Source organism: Pontibacter sp. E15-1 (assembly GCF_022601975.1).
Taxonomy (GTDB): Bacteria; Bacteroidota; Bacteroidia; order Cytophagales; family Hymenobacteraceae; genus Pontibacter.
This window is the reverse complement of record NZ_JAKVIR010000032.1, coordinates 14,249-31,848: the sequence shown is the minus strand read 5'-3', so window position 1 is coordinate 31,848 and position 17,600 is coordinate 14,249. Positions and strand designations below refer to the sequence as shown.

The 17,600-nt window shown below is 57.1% G+C and carries 14 protein-coding genes; 12 read left to right on the top strand and 2 right to left on the bottom strand.

The window, feature by feature from the left end; translation table 11 throughout:
- Position 1: 1 nt before the first annotated feature.
- Positions 2-3,262 (bottom strand): SusC/RagA family TonB-linked outer membrane protein, encoded by a 3,261-nt coding sequence (locus MKJ04_RS19425; RefSeq protein WP_241643340.1) that lies wholly within the window; start codon positions 3,260-3,262, stop codon positions 2-4.
- A 462-nt stretch (positions 3,263-3,724) separates the two neighbouring features.
- Here MKJ04_RS19425 and MKJ04_RS19420 point away from each other — a divergent pair, with 462 nt between their 5' ends.
- The 9 genes from MKJ04_RS19420 (at position 3,725) to MKJ04_RS19380 (ending at position 13,105) form a co-directional block, all read left to right on the top strand.
- Positions 3,725-4,003, top strand: a complete 279-nt coding sequence (locus MKJ04_RS19420) for a hypothetical protein (RefSeq protein WP_241643338.1) — start codon at positions 3,725-3,727, stop codon at positions 4,001-4,003.
- A 45-nt stretch (positions 4,004-4,048) separates the two neighbouring features.
- Positions 4,049-5,077 (top strand): LacI family DNA-binding transcriptional regulator, encoded by a 1,029-nt coding sequence (locus tag MKJ04_RS19415; RefSeq protein WP_241643336.1) that lies wholly within the window; start codon positions 4,049-4,051, stop codon positions 5,075-5,077.
- A 94-nt stretch (positions 5,078-5,171) separates the two neighbouring features.
- Entirely contained in the window at positions 5,172-6,605 is a 1,434-nt protein-coding gene (locus tag MKJ04_RS19410; RefSeq protein ID WP_241643334.1) for a tagaturonate reductase, read from the top strand.
- A gap of 322 nt (positions 6,606-6,927) precedes the next feature.
- Entirely contained in the window at positions 6,928-8,328 is a 1,401-nt protein-coding gene (uxaC, locus tag MKJ04_RS19405; RefSeq protein WP_241643331.1) for a glucuronate isomerase, read from the top strand.
- A gap of 1 nt (position 8,329) precedes the next feature.
- Positions 8,330-9,343: a sugar kinase gene (locus MKJ04_RS19400; RefSeq protein WP_241643330.1), complete on the top strand. Its 1,014-nt coding sequence runs from the start codon at positions 8,330-8,332 to the stop codon at positions 9,341-9,343.
- 39 nt (positions 9,344-9,382) lie between these two features.
- On the top strand, positions 9,383-10,057 hold the full coding sequence (locus MKJ04_RS19395; RefSeq protein ID WP_241643328.1) for a bifunctional 4-hydroxy-2-oxoglutarate aldolase/2-dehydro-3-deoxy-phosphogluconate aldolase: 675 nt from the start codon (positions 9,383-9,385) through the stop codon (positions 10,055-10,057).
- Complete coding sequence (locus MKJ04_RS19390) at positions 10,057-11,094, top strand: TRAP transporter substrate-binding protein (protein WP_410896836.1); 1,038 nt, start codon at positions 10,057-10,059, stop codon at positions 11,092-11,094. Before MKJ04_RS19395 ends, MKJ04_RS19390 begins: the two co-directional genes overlap by 1 nt.
- Positions 11,095-11,199: 105 nt before the next feature.
- Positions 11,200-11,694 carry a TRAP transporter small permease gene (locus MKJ04_RS19385; protein WP_241643325.1) on the top strand — a complete coding sequence of 165 codons (495 nt, stop codon included), beginning with the start codon at positions 11,200-11,202 and terminating at the stop codon, positions 11,692-11,694.
- Positions 11,695-11,806: 112 nt separating this feature from the next.
- Positions 11,807-13,105 carry a TRAP transporter large permease gene (locus MKJ04_RS19380; RefSeq protein WP_241643324.1) on the top strand — a complete coding sequence of 433 codons (1,299 nt, stop codon included), beginning with the start codon at positions 11,807-11,809 and terminating at the stop codon, positions 13,103-13,105.
- A 145-nt stretch (positions 13,106-13,250) separates the two neighbouring features.
- On the opposite strand, the gene MKJ04_RS19375 is transcribed toward MKJ04_RS19380, so the two are convergent.
- On the bottom strand, positions 13,251-13,784 hold the full coding sequence (locus MKJ04_RS19375; RefSeq protein ID WP_241643323.1) for a TetR/AcrR family transcriptional regulator: 534 nt from the start codon (positions 13,782-13,784) through the stop codon (positions 13,251-13,253).
- 782 nt (positions 13,785-14,566) lie between these two features.
- On the opposite strand from MKJ04_RS19375, the gene MKJ04_RS19370 reads away from it, so the two are divergent.
- Genes MKJ04_RS19370 through MKJ04_RS19360 form a run of 3 tightly spaced genes read left to right on the top strand, consistent with a single transcriptional unit; the run spans position 14,567 to position 17,396 of the window.
- Entirely contained in the window at positions 14,567-15,700 is a 1,134-nt protein-coding gene (locus MKJ04_RS19370; protein WP_241643322.1) for a Re/Si-specific NAD(P)(+) transhydrogenase subunit alpha, read from the top strand.
- Positions 15,697-15,987, top strand: a complete 291-nt coding sequence (locus MKJ04_RS19365; protein WP_241643321.1) for an NAD(P) transhydrogenase subunit alpha — start codon at positions 15,697-15,699, stop codon at positions 15,985-15,987. The genes MKJ04_RS19370 and MKJ04_RS19365 overlap by 4 nt, the downstream gene beginning before the upstream one ends.
- A gap of 5 nt (positions 15,988-15,992) precedes the next feature.
- Entirely contained in the window at positions 15,993-17,396 is a 1,404-nt protein-coding gene (locus MKJ04_RS19360; RefSeq protein ID WP_241643320.1) for an NAD(P)(+) transhydrogenase (Re/Si-specific) subunit beta, read from the top strand.
- Positions 17,397-17,600 lie beyond the last annotated feature (204 nt).

Here is a 17,600-nt window from a genome sequence, read left to right as displayed (position 1 = left end):
ATTAGAAAGTAACATTAACACCACCCAGTATGTAGCGGCTGCGCGGATAGGCCGCATAGTCCACGCCCGGGGTCAGGGGGTTGCTTCTGCGGGTGCTGGCCTCTGGGTCGTAGCCGGAGTAGCTGGTGAAGGTATGCAGGTTGTTCACGGTGGCATACACCCTGAAGTTGGAGAACACCTTCGTCTTGTCTACCAGGTGCTTTGGCAGGGTATAGCCCAGGGTCACGTTGCTGATGCGCAGGAAAGAGCCGTCTTCGATGGCGAAGGAGTGCAGGAAATACTGGCCCAGCGGGGGCGTCCAGTACTGGGCATTCTGGTTCAGGGCCGACAGCGCTTCCGGGTTGGTCACTAACTGGCCGTTGTCATCAAACCGTCTCCAGCGGTCGGTCATCAGCTCCAGCATGTTGTTGTCGCGGTACAGGTACTGCGTGGTGAACTCGATCTTGTTGGCATTGTACACTTTGTTGCCATAGGAGAAGTTGAGGAACACGCTCAGGTCGAAGCCTTTATAGGCGAACTGCTGGTTAAAGCCCCCGATAAACTTCGGCTGGGAGCTGCCTAGCACGGTTCTGTCGTCAGGCGTGATCATGGCGTTGTCGTTATCGGTCAGATCTTTCAGCTTGAGGTCGCCCGGCTGCGGGTCTCTGTTGCCCAGGGCCACATCCTTGGTGTTTGGCACCCCGTCTTTCAGGGTATAGCTCCAGGCACCGGTGGCCTCGTTCAGGGTGGCGTTGAAATCATCCACGGTGTAGAACCCGTCCGTCACGTAGCCATAGTACTGCCCGATTGGCTGGCCCACCTCCACCAGGAAGTCCTGCAGGTTGTTCACCCAGCCCGACTCCACCAGGTATGACTGCTGCGGGTTTCCGTCAGAGTCAGATCCGAGGCTCACGATTTTGTTTCTGTTAAAGGCAATGTTGAAGTTGGCGTTCCAGGTGAAGTCGCTGTTGTCGACCACTACCCCGTTCAGTTGCAGCTCTATGCCTTTGTTCTCTGTTTTTCCGATGTTCTGCAGCTGATCGGAGTAACCGCTGGTTTGCGGGATCTTGGCCAGCAGCAGCAGGTCGCTGGTGTTGTTTTTGTATACATCCACCGAACCGCTAATCCTGTTGTTGAACAGCGAGAAGTCGAGGCCCAGGTTGCGGGCCACCGTGGTTTCCCAGGTCAGGTTAGAGTTGGCCAGGCTGTTGGACACAAAGCCCGGCGTGATGGACTCAGAAAAGGCATAGCCATAGTCAGAAGAGTTGGTGAACATCGTTTTCCAGAGGTCCACCCCGATGCGGTTGTTGCCGACCTCACCCACACTCACGCGCAGCTTCAGGTCCGACAGCCAGTCGTCGGTGCCCCGCAGGAAGCTCTCGTCGGCGATATGCCAGGCAAGAGAGGCCGAAGGAAAATAACCTACGCGGTTATCCGGAGAGAAAAGCGAGGAGGCGTCGCGGCGCAGGTTCACCACGGCACGGTATTTTTCTTTGAAGCTGTAGGAGGCGCGCCCGAAGAAAGAGAGCAAACGCTGCTCCTCTTCGAAGGTGCGCGGGGCATCCTGGATCAGGCCTGCTGGCGGGGTAGCTTTGTCTATACCTGCCCACGCCTGCGCTGCCGTGATATCCACGGGCAGGTATTTTGTGATGATCGTACTCGACTTGTCGTTGCGCTGCCATATCTCATGGCCCAGCAACATATCGATGCGGTGGTTTTCGGCAAAGTTCAGGCGGTAGTTGATGACGTTCGAGTTGGTCAGTGCCAGCGACTCCCCTGCCCTGATCTCAGACACAGGCATACCCGCGTTCTGGCGGGCAAGGCTGGTAAACGGCCCGTCAAAATCGTAGCGGTCTCTGTTGGTGTTTGTGATGCCGAACACGGTTTTATAGGTCAAATTCTTGATCAGCTCGTAGCTGAACCAGCCGTTTACCAGCACATCGGTTCTATGGTCTTCCCGCAGTTCCTGGTTGGCCAGCAGCACCGGGCTGATCAGGTTGGTGAGGTTCGCGAACTCAGGGTCAAACTCGTCGGCGGTGCTCTCCATACCCGGCGCCACGAAAGGCCTGAAGCGCACGGCGTTCCGCAAGCGGTTGTTGCCCTGCGAGCCGGTGTTGGAGGTGCCCACGCCATCAATCAGCTGGCGGCTGTAGCGGGTGCTCAAGCCAACCCGCAGCTTGTCGGTGGCCCGGTGATCGAACTTGAAGGAGGCCAATGTTCTCTGGAAGCCAGAGTTCAGCATGATGCCCTCTTCATCGGTGCGGTTGAGCGTGAAGTTGAAGGAGGTTTTCTCGGTGCCGCCGGTCACACCCAGAATATGGGTCTGGCTGGAGGCGTCGCGCCCAAACACCTCATCCTGCCAGTCCGTGAACGGCATGTTCTGGTAGATATCCAGATCCTCGTACAGGCCGTAGCGCTGCGTAAAGGAGTTACGGGTCTGCTCATCGGTATTGTAGTTGTAGATCTCGTGCTGGTACTTCACGTAGTCGTAGGGCTTCATCACGTCCAGCTTGTTCACGATGCTGCGCACCCCGGCAAAGCCATTGTAAGTCACCTGTGTGGGCATGGCCACGCCGCCCTTGGTCGTGATCACGACCACGCCATTGGCACCGCGCGCACCATATATGGCCGTGGACGCCGCGTCTTTCAGCACGTCAATCGACTGAATCTCCTGCGGAGACAACACCGAAAGCGCGTTCTCCATCTGGATACCGTCCACGATATACAGCGGCGAGTTATCCTGCGTGATGGAGCCGCCGCCGCGCACCCGGATCTGGATCTCAGCGCCCGGCTGGCCCTCTGAGGTGGTTACCTGCACCCCCGCCAGCCGGCCGGCCAGCGCCTCTGCGGCTGTGCTTACAGGTATGTCCTTCAGCTGCTTCGCCCCTACCGACGAAACAGAGCTTGTCAGCTCGCTTCTAGGCACGGCCTGGTACCCGATGATTACCACCTCTTCGATGGCCTTGGCGTCCATGGCCATCGTCACGTTAACGGCGGAGCGCCCGTTCACCGACACCTCCTGCGCCTTGTAGCCGATATAGGTAAACACCAGCACCGCCTGCCCGTTGGGCACCGACAGCCTGAAAACCCCCTCTGTATCCGTAGCTGTGCCGTTGGCGGCAGAGCCTTTTTCCAGCACCGTCACTCCCGGCAGCGCCTGGCCGTTCTCGTCTGTCACCTTCCCGGTCACGGAAATGCTTTGGGCCAGCGCCCCGGCAATCGCGGAGAAGAAGAAAGCAAGCGTCAACAAATACCTCATCTTCCGTAGTAAAGCGTTTCGCATAAGTTGTGTATTAAGATGTATAATATTTAAATGTATCCTGTCCTGTCTTGCTTTTCGCCGCCCGCCTGGCGCATTCTGTAGCGGTAACGCCCGCCATCCGCCGGTTTTAACATTGGGCAACAGTTGCTATTCTCCTGTTGAAAAAAGGCGCTGAGGCTTTATTTAGGCCTGTTTTAACGCTTCATAATGATTAATCACTTACTGATTCTGAGCAATCAATTGCGCAACCGATTGCATGTTATAAATAATTCAGCTTAATCACAAAAAAATAATGGAATAATTTTTAACACAGCGGCAAAAACAGGTTTAAGAATCCCTGTTTCCACATTAAATGAAATGTCAGCACTTACTCACTGGAAAAGAGAATTAGCATGCATCCAGCGTAAAAAAGGATTTTTTAGTAGCATAATTCAAAAAAAATAGTAATTTGCGCAAACGTTTACACGCACCATACTCATACCTATGAGCATTACTTATAATACACGCCACGCCATACACCCAAACGACAGCAAAGCCTACGACACGGCGAAGCTCCGTGAGGCTTACCTGATCGAGGATTTGTTTCAGGATGGGGAGATTAGGATGGTGTATACCCTGTATGACCGTCTGATTGTGGGGGGCGCACAGCCAACGGCCGAGCCATTGCTGCTGGAGACGACCCTGACACCCCGCTCCGAGCAGTGTATGGAACACAATGCCTGCCCATACCCCCCTACCCACGACCGGCGCATGGAGGCCTAACACAGGCCTATCGTTGTTTGCCACCGACATTTTTACACTACGCGTATGCAAAGCAAATCCAAAGTAACGATTCATGACATCGCCGAGAAGCTCAACATCACGGCTTCCACGGTTTCGCGCGCCCTAAACGACAACCCCCGGATTAGCGACGTCACCAAAAAGGCCGTGCTGAAGGCGGCGAAGCAACTCAACTACCAGCCCAACAACATCGCGGCTGCGCTCCGCAACGGCAAAAGCTACATTATCGGCATCATCGTGCCCACCGCCGACCGGAGTTTTTTCGCCTCGGTGGTGCGCGGTATCGAGGAAGTGGCCAACAAACTGAACTACAAGGTCATCATCAGCCAGTCGTACGACAGCCACGAGAAGGAGATCCAGACCATCGACGCCCTGCTGAGCGCGCGCGTGGACGGCATCATCGCCTCGATCGGGAAGAACACGGAGAGTTTCGACCATTACAAGCGCATTGAGCGGGAAGGCATTCCGCTCGTGCTTTTTGACCGCACCACCGACCTGCTGGAGGTAAGCCAGGTGATGATAGACGACTACCTGGGCGCCTACAAAGTGGTGGAGCACCTGATCCAGCAGGGCTGCAGCCGCATCGGCCACTTCACCAGCCCCAAGAATGTCAGCATCTTCAGGGAGCGCCTGCGCGGCTACGTGGATGCGCTGAAGAACTACGGCATCCCCTACGACGAGGAGCTGGTGGTGAAAAGCAACCTGCAGCTGGAGGACGGCCGCGAAAGCATGAAACAGCTCCTCACGCTCCGCGACAGGCCCGATGCCGTTTTCTCGTCCAGCGACTTCGCCGCGATGGGCGCCATGCAGGTGCTGAAGGAAAACAAGATCAGGATTCCGGAGGAAGTGGCGCTGGCAGGCTTCAGCAACGACCCGTTCACCTCCTTCACCGACCCGGCCCTGACCACGGTAGACCAGTTTAGCCTGACAATGGGCAAGAAAACCGCGGAAGTCTTCTTTGAGCAGCTGCGGGCGGGCAAAAAGGAGGTAGTGCCTCAGAAGATCGTGTTGAAGCCAGAGCTGATCATCCGGGAGTCTTCGCTACGGAAGAAATAAGCCTTCCGGCCAAACCCCGCTAAAAACCCATACCTGATATTGTCTGACTCTGAAGACAAACCAAACTTATACCACCACAGCAAACGCTGATACCATGAAGCCATTAAACAGACAGACAGCACAACTCCCAAACCAGCGACCGGTAAAGGTGCTGCAGTTTGGCGAGGGCAATTTCCTCCGCGGATACGTGGACTGGATGATTGACGTCCTGAACGAGAAGACCGCCTTTAACGGCGCGGTGGCGGTGGTGCAGCCCCGCGACAGGAGCCGCCGGACCATCGAGGCGCTCCGGCAGCAGGACGGCCTGTTCCATGTGCTGCTGAACGGCATCCGGCAGGGCGAGCCCACGCAGGAAAAGCGGCTGATCAGCTGCATAGCCAGCGCCCAGAACCCCTACGACGGCTACGCCGCCTACCTTGCGCTTGGCGAGAACCCCGACCTGGAGTTCATCTTCTCGAACACCACGGAGGCGGGCATCGCCTTTGACGCGGGAGATACCAGCATCGACAGCATCCCGGCTAGTTTCCCGGGCAAGCTGACGGCCCTGCTCTACCACCGCTTCAGGCATTTTGGCGGTGACCCGGCCAAAGGACTCACCATCATACCCACCGAACTGATTGAAAACAACGGTACCGCGCTGCGCCAGATCGTGCTGCAGTATGCCAAGAACTGGCAGTTGCCCCAGGGTTTTGCCGATTGGGTGCAGGCGCACCTCGCCTTCTGCAACACCCTCGTGGACCGCATCGTGCCGGGCTTCCCAAAAGACACCATAGACGCCGTGCAGCAGGAACTGGGCTACGCCGATAACCTGGTGGTGACGGCCGAGCCATACCACCTGCTGGTGATCGAGGCCCCGGATGCGGTGCGACAGGCGTTCCCGGCCCAGGAAGCCGGGCTGCAGGTAAAGTTTGTGGATGATCTCACCCCTTACCGCACCAGCAAAGTGCGCATCCTGAACGGGGCCCATACCACGCTGGTGCCGGTGGCTTACCTGCACGGGCTGCGCACAGTGCAGGAGGCCGTAGAAGACGAGCAGACAGGCCGCTTCATCCGGGAGGCCATCTATAGTGAGATCGTGCCTACGCTGGATATGCCGGACGACGAGCTGAAGCAGTTTGCCGACGACGTGATCGAGCGTTTCCGAAACCCCTTCATCCGCCACGAACTGCTCTCCATCTCCCTGAACTCCATCTCGAAATACAAGGTGCGCGTGCTCCCCTCGGTGCTGGCCTATGCCGCCCGCAAGGGCCGGTTGCCCGAGCACCTGCTCCAGGCGCTGGCAGCGCTCATCCTCTTCTACAAAGGCACGTGGCGCGGCAAGCGCATTCCGCTGAACGACGCGCCCGAGGTGCTGGCGTTTTTTGAACAGGCATGGCAGCAAGGCGATGCGGAGGCTGTGGTGACGGCGACTCTGGCTAACACCGCCTTGTGGGATACCGATTTAACGCAGGTGGCGGGTATGGCCGAAGCCGTGACCGCCCACCTAAGGCAACTGCAGCAAACAGAGGCGACCATTTCCGCAAAATAGCAGAATTGGCGCAGGTTGAACGCATCTAAAAGTGCAATGAATTATGCTCTATGTGGTACTCTAGCATTAGAGTAATTAAGGCTAGAAGTCTTGACCGTTTGTTAACTTGATTTTCATGACTCTCATAGAGTCTATAAATCCTATTGTTTGTTACCAAAGCTTGTAATCCGTCACTTACAAGTAAACGTTTTAAATTTTATCAACCTTTATTCATTTTTTTAACAAAATGATAAAGATTTGATGCGTTTAACCTGGAATTGGCGCGCGACACTTTAAAAATCAAGAATACTTTTTAACTTGTAATTTCAACCAAGCAAGACATATGTCTTTCCTAGACGAGAATTTTTTACTTCAGACCAAGGCAGCACAGCATCTCTACCACGGGCACGCAAAAAACTTGCCCATCATCGATTACCATTGCCACCTGTCGCCGGAGGCCATCGCCACCGACAGAAAGTTTGACAACCTGACCCAGGCCTGGCTGGAGGGAGACCACTACAAGTGGCGCGCCATGCGCGCCAACGGCGTGCCGGAGCGCTATTGCACCGGCGACGCCGATGCTTACGCCAAGTTTGAGAAGTGGGCCGAAACGGTGCCCTATACCATGCGCAACCCGCTCTACCACTGGACGCATCTGGAGCTGAAGCGCTACTTTGGCGTGGAGAAGATCCTGAAGCCCGAAACGGCCCGCGAAATATACAACACCTGCACCGAGCTGCTGCAAACCGACGCCTACAGCGTGCGCGGCCTGCTGCGCAAGATGAACGTGACGGTGGTCTGCACCACCGACGACCCCATCGACTCGCTGGAGCATCACCGGAAAATAAAAGAAGAAAACTTCGGCCTGCAGGTGCTTCCTGCGTTCCGCTGCGACAAGGTGCTGGCCATCGACAGCCCGGAGATATTCCTGCCCTACCTCCGCCAGCTCGAACAAGCCTCCGATGTCTCCATCGGCAACTTCCGGCAGCTGCTGGACGCCCTGACGCAACGGCACGACTTCTTCCATGCGCAGGGCTGCCGCCTCTCCGACCACGGCCTCGAAACCATCTATGCCACCCCGTATACCGATGGGGAGATCAGCCGGATTTTTGACAAGGCCCTGCAGCAACAGGATCTGACGCAGGAGGAGGCGCTGAAGTTTAAGTCGGCGATGCTGGTGGAGATGGCCCTGCTGGACCATAGCAAGGGCTGGACGCAGCAGTTCCACCTGGGCGCGCTCCGCAACAACAACAGCCGCATGCTGCGCGAGCTCGGCCCCGACACCGGCTTCGACTCCATCGGCGATTTCGACGTGGCCCAACCGCTGTCGAGGTTCCTCGACCGGCTGGACAACGCAGACCAGCTGGCCAAGACCATCCTCTACAACCTGAACCCAAGCCACAACGAGCTATACGCCACCATGATCGGCAACTTTAACGACGGCAGCACGCCCGGCAAGATGCAGTTCGGCTCGGCCTGGTGGTTCCTCGACCAGAAAGACGGTATGGAAAAGCAGCTGAACGCCCTCTCGAACATGGGCCTGCTGAGCCGCTTTGTGGGTATGCTGACGGACTCCAGGAGCTTTATGTCCTTCCCGCGGCACGAGTACTTCAGGCGTATCCTCTGCAACCTGCTGGGCCAGGACGTGGCAAACGGCGAGCTGCCTGAAAGTGAGCTGGAGTGGATCGGGCAGCTGGTTGAAAACATATCCTATCACAACGCAAAAGCATACTTCGGTTTCTGATATGAGAAAAAAAGTTATCACCTTCGGTGACATCATGCTCAGGCTCTCCACGCCTGACTATGCGCGCATTATCCAGTCCACGCACTTCGAGGCCACCTATGGTGGCGGCGAGGCCAACGTGGCCGTGTCGCTGGCCCAACTCGGCGTGGGCGCGGCCCACGTAACCCGCTTCCCCGACAACGAGCTCGGCAAGGCGGCCACCAACCTGCTCCGCAAGTATGGCGTGGACACGCAGCACATCGTGTATGGCGGCGACAGGATCGGCATTTACTTTTTGGAAACCGGGGCCAGCGTGCGCGCCAGCAAGGTCATCTACGACCGCAGCAACTCGGCCTTTGCCGGGCTGGAGCCCGACATGATCGACTGGGACGCGGTGTTTGCCGATGCGGACTGGTTTCACTGGACCGGGATCACGCCGGCCATCTCGGCCGGGGCCGCCGCCTGCTGTGCCAAAGCCATTGAGGCAGCCAACCGAAAGGGGCTGACCGTTTCGGCGGACATCAACTACCGGAAAAACCTGTGGCAGTACGGCAAAACAGCCGGAGAGGTAATGCCCGAGCTGATTGCCGGCTGCGATGTGATCGTGGCCGGGCAGGGAGACGCTAAGGACATTCTGGGCATCACCCCCGAAGGCACGAACGGAGACGCGCTTGCCTCGGTGTTCAGCCAGCTCATGAAGCGCTTCCCCAAAGTGCGGAAAATCGTGAACACCAGCCGCACCTCCGTCAGCGCCACGCACAACACGCTTTCTGGTATGCTCTGGGATGGCCAGGAGATGCTCAAAACCCAGACCTACGAGATCAACCCGATCGTGGACCGGATCGGTGGCGGCGACGCCTTTATCGCGGGGTATATCTATGGCCAGCTGGCCTACGGAAACGACCAGAAGGCCCTTGATTTCGGCGTGGCCGCGTCGGTGCTCAAGCACACCATCCGGGAGGACGCGAACCTGGCCACCGTGGACGAGGTTGAGGCACTGCTGGGAGGCAACACGTCCGGCAGGCTTGTCCGTTAACCATTGTTTTTCATCAAATCAGTAATTGACCAATCAGTTATGGCAAAATTCAGCAGAATAGAAGTAGCGCTAAAAATGGCGGAGACAGGTATGGTGCCCGTGTTTTACCACGCCGACCCGGAGGTATGCCAGCATGTGCTGCAAGCCTGCTACAGGGCCGGGGTCCGGGTGTTTGAGTTCACCAACCGCGGCGACTTCGCGCACGAGACTTTTGCGCAGCTTGTCAGGCATGCCCGCACGAACTTCCCGGAGCTGATGCTGGGCGTGGGCTCTGTGGTGGACGCCGCCACGGCTGCCCTATACATACAGTGCGGGGCCGATTTTATCGTGTCGCCGGTGCTGAAGGAGGATGTGGCCATCGTGTGCAACCGCCGCAAGGTCATGTGGGCGCCGGGCTGCGGCTCCCTGACGGAGATCTCCCGCGCCGAGGAGCTCGGTGCCGAGGTGATCAAGATCTTCCCGGCAATGCAGGTGGGCGGACCAGACTTTATCGCCGCGATCAAGGGCCCCTGCCCCTGGACGAGCATCATGCCGACGGGTGGCGTAGAGCCGAAAGAAGAGAACCTGCGGGCATGGTTTGCCGCCGGCGCGCACTGCGTGGGCATGGGCTCACAGCTCCTCAGCAAAAACCTGATTGCCTCCCAAAACTACGACAAGTTGGAGGAGCTGACCCGCACCGCCCTGGAAACAATTAAACGAGTGAGGACCAAATAATGCCTGCACCCTGCCGATTCCCCCAACTGAACAGACCCCTGTACCTGTGTGCCTTGCTCCTGCTGCTGTGCCTGGCTCCTGGCTGTCAGGAGATTTCCAAAACGAAGCATATAAAGCTGGCCCACAGCCTGGAGGTGTCGCACCCGGTACACAAGGCGATGGTATACCTGGCCGAGCGCGTCAAGGAAAAGTCGGGGGGCACGCTGGAGATTGACATTTACCCCAACTCGCAGCTGGGCAGCGAGCGGGAGTCGGTGGAGCTGCTGCAGATCGGGAGCGTGGGCATGACCAAGGTGTCGGCCGCCACCATGGAGAGCTTCGCCCCCAACTTAAAGGTGCTGAGCCTGCCCTACATCTTCCGGGACAAGGCGCATTACCTGAGCGTTCTGGACGGTGAGATCGGCAAGGAGCTGCTGACCGAAGGGGAGCAGTACTGGCTCCGCGGCCTCACGTATTACGATGCCGGCAGCCGCAGCTTTTACTCCGCCAACAAGCCCATCAACACCCCCTCCGACCTGAAAGGCATGAAGATTCGGGTGCAGGCCAGCAACACCGCCATCAGCATGGTGAACGCCTTCGGCGGTGCCGCCACCCCAATCTCCACGGGCGAGATTTATACCGCCCTGCAACAGGGCGTGGTCGACGGGGCCGAGAACAACCCACCCACCTTTTACCTGTCGCGCCACTACGAGGTGGCCAAGTACTACTCCCTGAACGAGCACACGATGGTGCCCGACATCCTGCTGATCAGCACCAAGGTATGGGAGAATCTGAGTCCGCAGGAGCGGCAGTGGCTGCAGGAGGCGGCCGACGAGTCGGCGGTGGTGCAGCGGGAGCTCTGGAAAAAAGCGGAGGAGGAAGCCCTGGAAGAAGTGAAGAAGGCAGGCGTGGAAGTAAGCTACCCCGACAAGGAGCCTTTCGCGAAGCTGGTGGCCCCGCTGTTTGAAAGCTACAAAAACGAGCCGGAGGTATACTCCCTCATCCAACGCATACAGGCCACCCAAACCACGCCGGCAGGCAGCACCGCCAAACACTAGCGCTGTTGCCCGTGGAACATCCCGCGTACCCGCCGCGCCATACCTGTTTCCCCCGGGCGGCAGGGGCACGCACCAATGCTTTGCATCATTTAACCGAACGCTGATATGAGTTTCAGAGAACGACTTGACACTTTTTTATACTGGATACTGGTGATCCTGATGGGCACGATGGCCCTGAACGTGCTCTGGCAGGTAGGCTCGCGCTTTATCCTGCGCTCGCCGAGCTCCTTTACCGACGAACTGGCCCGATACCTGCTCATCTGGGTGAGTCTGCTTGGCGCCAGCTACGTGACGGGCAAGAAAATGCACCTGGCCATCGACATCCTTCCCTCAAAGCTGGAGGGCAGAAAACAGCGCAACCTCAACGTCCTCATTCATCTGCTGGTGGCCATCTTCGCGTTGCTGGCCATGGTATGGGGCGGAATCAAGCTGGTCTACATCACGCTCACGCTGCACCAGACCTCGGCCGCCCTCAACGTGCCGCTGGGCTATGTATACCTGGTGGTTCCCCTGAGCGGCCTGCTCATCATCTACTACAGCCTCGCGAACCTGACGGAGAAAGAGGAGGAGCCGGAGGAGATCGGCAAGGAGATGATGTAAAAGCGCCCGCCTCCCCGGAGCACGGGCATCGGCACACCAACACGCAAACGGCGGCTCCCGCCACCTTAAATCAGCACACAGCGGCCCGCGGGCCATACCTAAAAAGGCACACATGGAACTCCTGGAAATACTCGTACTGGTCCTCAGCTTTATCATCCTGCTCGCCCTGGGCGTGCCCATTGCCTTTTCTATCGGCATCTCGGCGCTCCTGACCATGCTGGTGAGCATTGCCCCGGAGGCCGCCTTCACCACACTGGCTCAACGCATGGCCACCGGCCTCGACAGCTTCGCCCTGCTTGCCATACCCTTCTTCATCCTGGCGGGCCAGCTCATGAACCGGGGCGGCATTGCCACGCGCCTCATTGACCTGGCCAAAGGCCTGGTGGGCACCCTGCCCGGCGGACTGGCCTACGTGAACATTGTGGCCTGCATGCTCTTTGGCGCGATCTCGGGCTCAGCCGTGGCAGCGGCCTCGGCCATTGGCGGCATCATGAACCCGCGAATGGTCAAGGAGGGTTACTCCAGGCCGTTCAGCGCGGCGGTGAACATCACCTCGGCCACCACCGGTATGATCATCCCGCCCAGCAACATCCTGATCGTGTATTCCCTGGCCAGCGGCGGCGTGTCTATTGCGGCGCTGTTTGTGGCGGGCTACGTGCCGGGCTTCCTGCTTGGCTTTGTGCTGATGCTCGTGGCCGGCATTATCTCCTACAAAAAGAAGTACCCGGTGGGTGAGCGAACCACGCTGAAAGAGGTTTTCAGGAAGTTTCTGGACGCCGTGCCCAGCCTGCTACTGCTGATCGTGGTGATTGGCGGGATTATCGCGGGGGTGTTCACGGCCACGGAGGCCTCGGCGGTGGCCGTGCTCTATACCGTGATCCTGTCGATGGCGGTATACCGCCAGGTGAAGGTGAGCGACCTGCCGGACATTCTGATCCATACCGTCATCACGACGGCCATCGTGATGCTGCTGATCGGCACGTCGATGGGCATGTCGTGGGTGATGTCTTATGCCAACATCCCGCAGGCGTTCAGCGAAGCGCTCCTCTCCATTAGCGACAACAAGATCGTGATCCTCATCATCATCAACCTGATTCTGCTTTTTGTGGGCATCTTCATGGACATGACCCCGGCTGTGCTGATTTTCACGCCGATCTTTCTGCCGGTGGTGCGCGAGCTTGGGGTGGACCCGGTGCATTTCGGCATCATCATGGTCATGAACCTGTGCATCGGGCTGTGCACGCCGCCTGTGGGCTCAGTGCTGTTCGTGGGCTGCGGGGTGGCTGGCATCAGCATCAGCAAAGTCATCCGGCCACTCGTGCCGCTGTTCCTGGCCATGGTGGTGGCGCTGCTGCTGGTTACGTATGTGCCGGAGCTGAGTCTGTGGCTGCCCCGGGTGTTTGGGCTGTAGGCTTAAAAGCCTGCATCAGGGTATGGTATGGCCCCGACGTAAAGAGCGCAGCGCCCGGAAGGTGAACCCCTCCAGGCGCTGCGCTCTTTGTCCTCTGATAAAATCCAGCGGCAGTCTTCCGCCTCAGGGTATGTATACGGGCAGCTTACTTCCGATACTTCACCTTGATCAGGTCCAGCATCTTCACGAAGCGCCCCTTGTCTTCGTTCGTCAGGTATAGGCGCCACAGGCCCTCCACCAACAGCATCAGAATCTCTGTCTCCAGTTCCGGGTCTTCATACCCCAGTTCCTTGAAGGCTCCCTCCAGCTTCTGCATAACGGAGTGTGAGTAGCGCATGTGATGCTTCTGCGAAATCTCCTCGTCCACCAGGCGAAACTGCATGCGCCAGAAATTGCGCTCCTCTTCCACAAGTTTGAGGGGCATGTCCAGCACGTTCTCGATTAGCTTCAGCGGATCGGCTTCCACCACAAGGCCCTTGCTTCGGTCGGTAATGCGCCGGTACCCTGCCTTTACCACCGCCTCCAGCAAGTTCTCCTTGCTGAGGTAGTGCTTAAAGATGAGCCCCTCTGACACACCTGCCTCCCTCGCGATCAAGCTTGTGGGCGTTGCCTCATATCCTTTGTCAGCGAAAAGATTCAAAGCCGTTTCTAAAATAATCTCTTTTTTTGTTTTAAGCATCTTTAAAAAACTAAATGGTTTTTTAGCCTCAGTTCTGATACCTGATCGAACACTATCCTCCTGGCACAGGATTGAGAACGCTGTATAAACCGTCTACAGGTTTTGTAGGCAAGAAGATACAAGGTTCCCCTTCTGACATTCCAGAGCATAGGGTGCGGTCAGCTATATGTAACGTGACGCTATTGTTAGTTCTGTATATAAAAACAACGGTACAAAATTAAATACTGTTAGCGGAATGTTCACTAAAAAAGTTCTAAATTAAGCAAAAGAATGATAACACATTCATTTTTAGTGCCTCCCAAGCCGTTCTGAAGCGCGTTCGAAGCAGGACAATAGCTATATCCGCAGGATGCAAAACCTATAAACCCGAATACGCGGGCAAAGCTGTTTTTATTGCAAAAAACCCATATTTATACCCATATTACCTTTTTATTCTCAACAATCAACCTGTTTACAGAATATGTTTTCAAAAAACTAAGCACTTACTTAATAATTTTATTATCTTAGCTTATCATTGTGCGAACAGGCCGTGCCATATTTTTCGATTGCGTCGCCAAATTTTGTACAATACGGCTAAAACGGTGTAGCGGCACGTCGGGCAATCGCCCGGACATCGGGACTGTTTTCCTGTAAAAAGATGCAAATACTGGGGCGTGCCACGGGCAACGTTGCAGGCCCGGAACTAACTGGCGGCGGCGAAAGCGGCGCGCGTGCTTCGCCCGAAAAAAGAACTTACAACCTATACGAACATAATCTCAGGTTACACTAATTACTATTTAAAGTTGAACATAGCTGTACTAAAAGAGAGCAAGCCCTCCGAAAGAAGGGTAGCCCTGACACCAGATGTCGTGAAATCACTGACCAAAGCCGGTTTTAAATGCGGTGTCGAAAGCGGGGCTGGTGTGGCCTCCGGCTTTTACGACAGTGCCTTTGAGCAGGCGGGCGGCATCATTTTCCAGAACCGGGAGCCCCTGCTGGAGGACGCCGACATATTGCTGAAGGTAAACGCCCCCACCCCGGAAGAGGCGCTTTTGCTGCGCGACGGCAGCGCCCTGATTTCGTTTCTGTATGCCTACACGGTTCCAGAGCTTGTGGATGTGTGCGTGCGCAAGAAAATCAGCGCCTTCGCCATGGACGCCGTGCCCCGCATCTCCCGCGCCCAGAAAATGGATGCCCTTAGCTCGCAGGCCAACCTGGCAGGGTATAAATCTGTGCTGCTGGGCGCAAACGCCCTGGGCAAAATCTTCCCGCTGATGATGACTGCCGCAGGCACCATAACCCCTGCCCGCGTGCTGATTTTCGGGGCGGGCGTGGCTGGCCTGCAGGCCGTGGCCACAGCCAAGCGCCTCGGCGCGGTGGTAGAGGTAACCGATGTGCGCCCCGAGACCAAAGAGCAGGTCGAGTCGTTGGGCGGCCGCTTCCTGGAAGTGAAGGCCGAGGGCGTGACAACCGAGGGCGGCTATGCCCGCGAAGTGTCGGCGGAGTACCTCCAGAAACAGAAAGAGCTCATCTCCAAACATATCGCCGACGCGGACCTGGTTATCACCACGGCCCTCGTGATCGGCAAGAAAGCCCCCATGCTGGTAACCGAGGAAATGGTAGAGAGCATGAAGCCCGGCTCCGTGATCGTGGACATGGCCGTGGAATCAGGCGGAAACTGCGCCCTGAGCGAGTTTAACCAGACGGTGGTGCGCCACGGGGTCACCATTATCGGGGAATCGAACCTGCCCGCCATGGTGCCGGTAAACGCCAGCGAGCTGTACGCCAAGAACATCAGCACGCTGCTGCTGCACCTGGCCACCAGCGAGGGCTTTAAGTGGGAAATGGACGAAGACGTGACCAAAGGCTCCCTGATCACCCACAAGGGAGAGTTAGTGCATCAGTTTACAAAAGAAATATTAGCGAAAACAGTATGAACGCAGAAAGTTTAATAGTACTCCTTTATGTGCTGGTGCTGGCCAGCTTCGTAGGTTTCGAGCTCATCTCCAAAGTGCCCCCTACCCTGCATACTCCGCTTATGTCGGGCTCCAACGCCATCTCGGGCATCACGATTGTGGGTGCCATCGTGGCCGCCGGCCCAAACGAGTGGTCGGTGAGCAAGGGACTGGCGATCGCGGCCCTGCTGCTGGCGACGCTCAATGTGGTGGGTGGCTATGTGGTGACCGACCGCATGCTGCGGATGTTTAAGAAGAAAAAGAAATAACCCTGATGGAAAAAGAATTACTAATAAAGATCGCATACCTCATCGCCTCCGTGATGTTTATCATCGGCATCAAGATGCTGGGCAAAACGTCCACGGCCCGCCAGGGCAACTTCGTGTCGGCGGTGGCCATGCTTATTGCGGTGCTTGCCACCCTGCTCGACAGCCAGGTGCTGAGCTTCACGGAGATCTTCGTGACGGTGCTGGTCGGATCGGCTATCGGAACCGTGGTGGCGCAGCGCGTGGAAATGACCTCAATGCCCGAGATGGTGGCCATCTTCAACGGCTTCGGTGGTGCCGCATCAGTGCTGGTGGCCACCTCAGAGTACTGGCGCATGGCGCATGCCGCCGGGTATAGTATGCAAGTGGTGGTGGGTGTGACCATCATCATCAGTGTGATCATCGGTTGCGTTACCCTGACGGGCTCGCTGGTGGCCTTCGGAAAGCTGAAAGGCCTGATCAACGGCCGGGCCATTGTGTTCACTGGCCAGCACGCCGTCAACGCCATCCTCTTTCTGGCGGCCCTGGCCCTCTCGGTGCTGGTGGTGTTGCAGCCAAACGTGCAGATCTGGATGATGGGCGTGCTCTTTATCGCCCTGCTGCTGGGGGTGCTCACGGTAATCCCGATCGGCGGTGCCGACATGCCGGTGGTTATCTCCCTGCTCAACTCATACTCCGGTATAGCCGCCTGTGCCACGGGTTTTGTGCTCAACAACCAGGTGCTTATCATCGCCGGTGCCCTGGTAGGGGCCTCGGGTATCATCCTGACGCAGATCATGTGTAAGGCCATGAACCGCTCGCTGATCAATGTGCTGCTTGGCGGCTTCGGCCAGACAAGCGCCGCCACTTCCACGGAAGGAGGCGAAGAGATCGTGGTGAAGGAGGTAGGCGTGGAAGAAACCGCCATGCTCTTCGAGTCAGCGTCTTCCGTGATTATCGTGCCAGGGTATGGTATGGCCGTGGCGCAGGCACAGCACATCGTGCGCGAACTGACGGACCTGCTGGAGAAGCAGAACATCTCGGTGAAATTTGCCATACACCCGGTGGCGGGCCGTATGCCGGGCCACATGAACGTGCTGCTGGCCGAGGCCAACATCCCCTACGACAAGCTGATCGAGATGGACCAGATAAACGACGAGTTCGCCAACACTGACATTGCCCTGATCATCGGAGCCAACGACGTGGTGAACCCTGCCGCCCGCACCAACCCAAGCAGCCCGATCTATGGCATGCCGGTGCTCAACGCCGACAAGGCGCGCACCGTTATTGTGTGCAAGCGCAGTATGAGCGCGGGCTATGCCGGCATCGAGAACGAGCTGTTCGGGTATCCGAACTGCCTCATGCTGTTCGGCGATGCCAAGTCGTCCATGACCAAGGTGGTAAGCGAGCTGAAAGAACTGATGCCCGCCTAAGCAACCGCCGCAGACGCAGGTATAAAAGCGCCCTCCTCGCTACCCATAAGCAAGGAGGGCGTTATTTTACAGCTATAGCGAGGTTTGGTTTTTAATGTAAAATCGCATAGCTTTAATTGCATATCACAACCAGTGGGGCTTTTGCATTTGTTTTTTTAATTCTGTTGTGTAAACATCCATTTACCATACAAAAAAGTGTCTTAC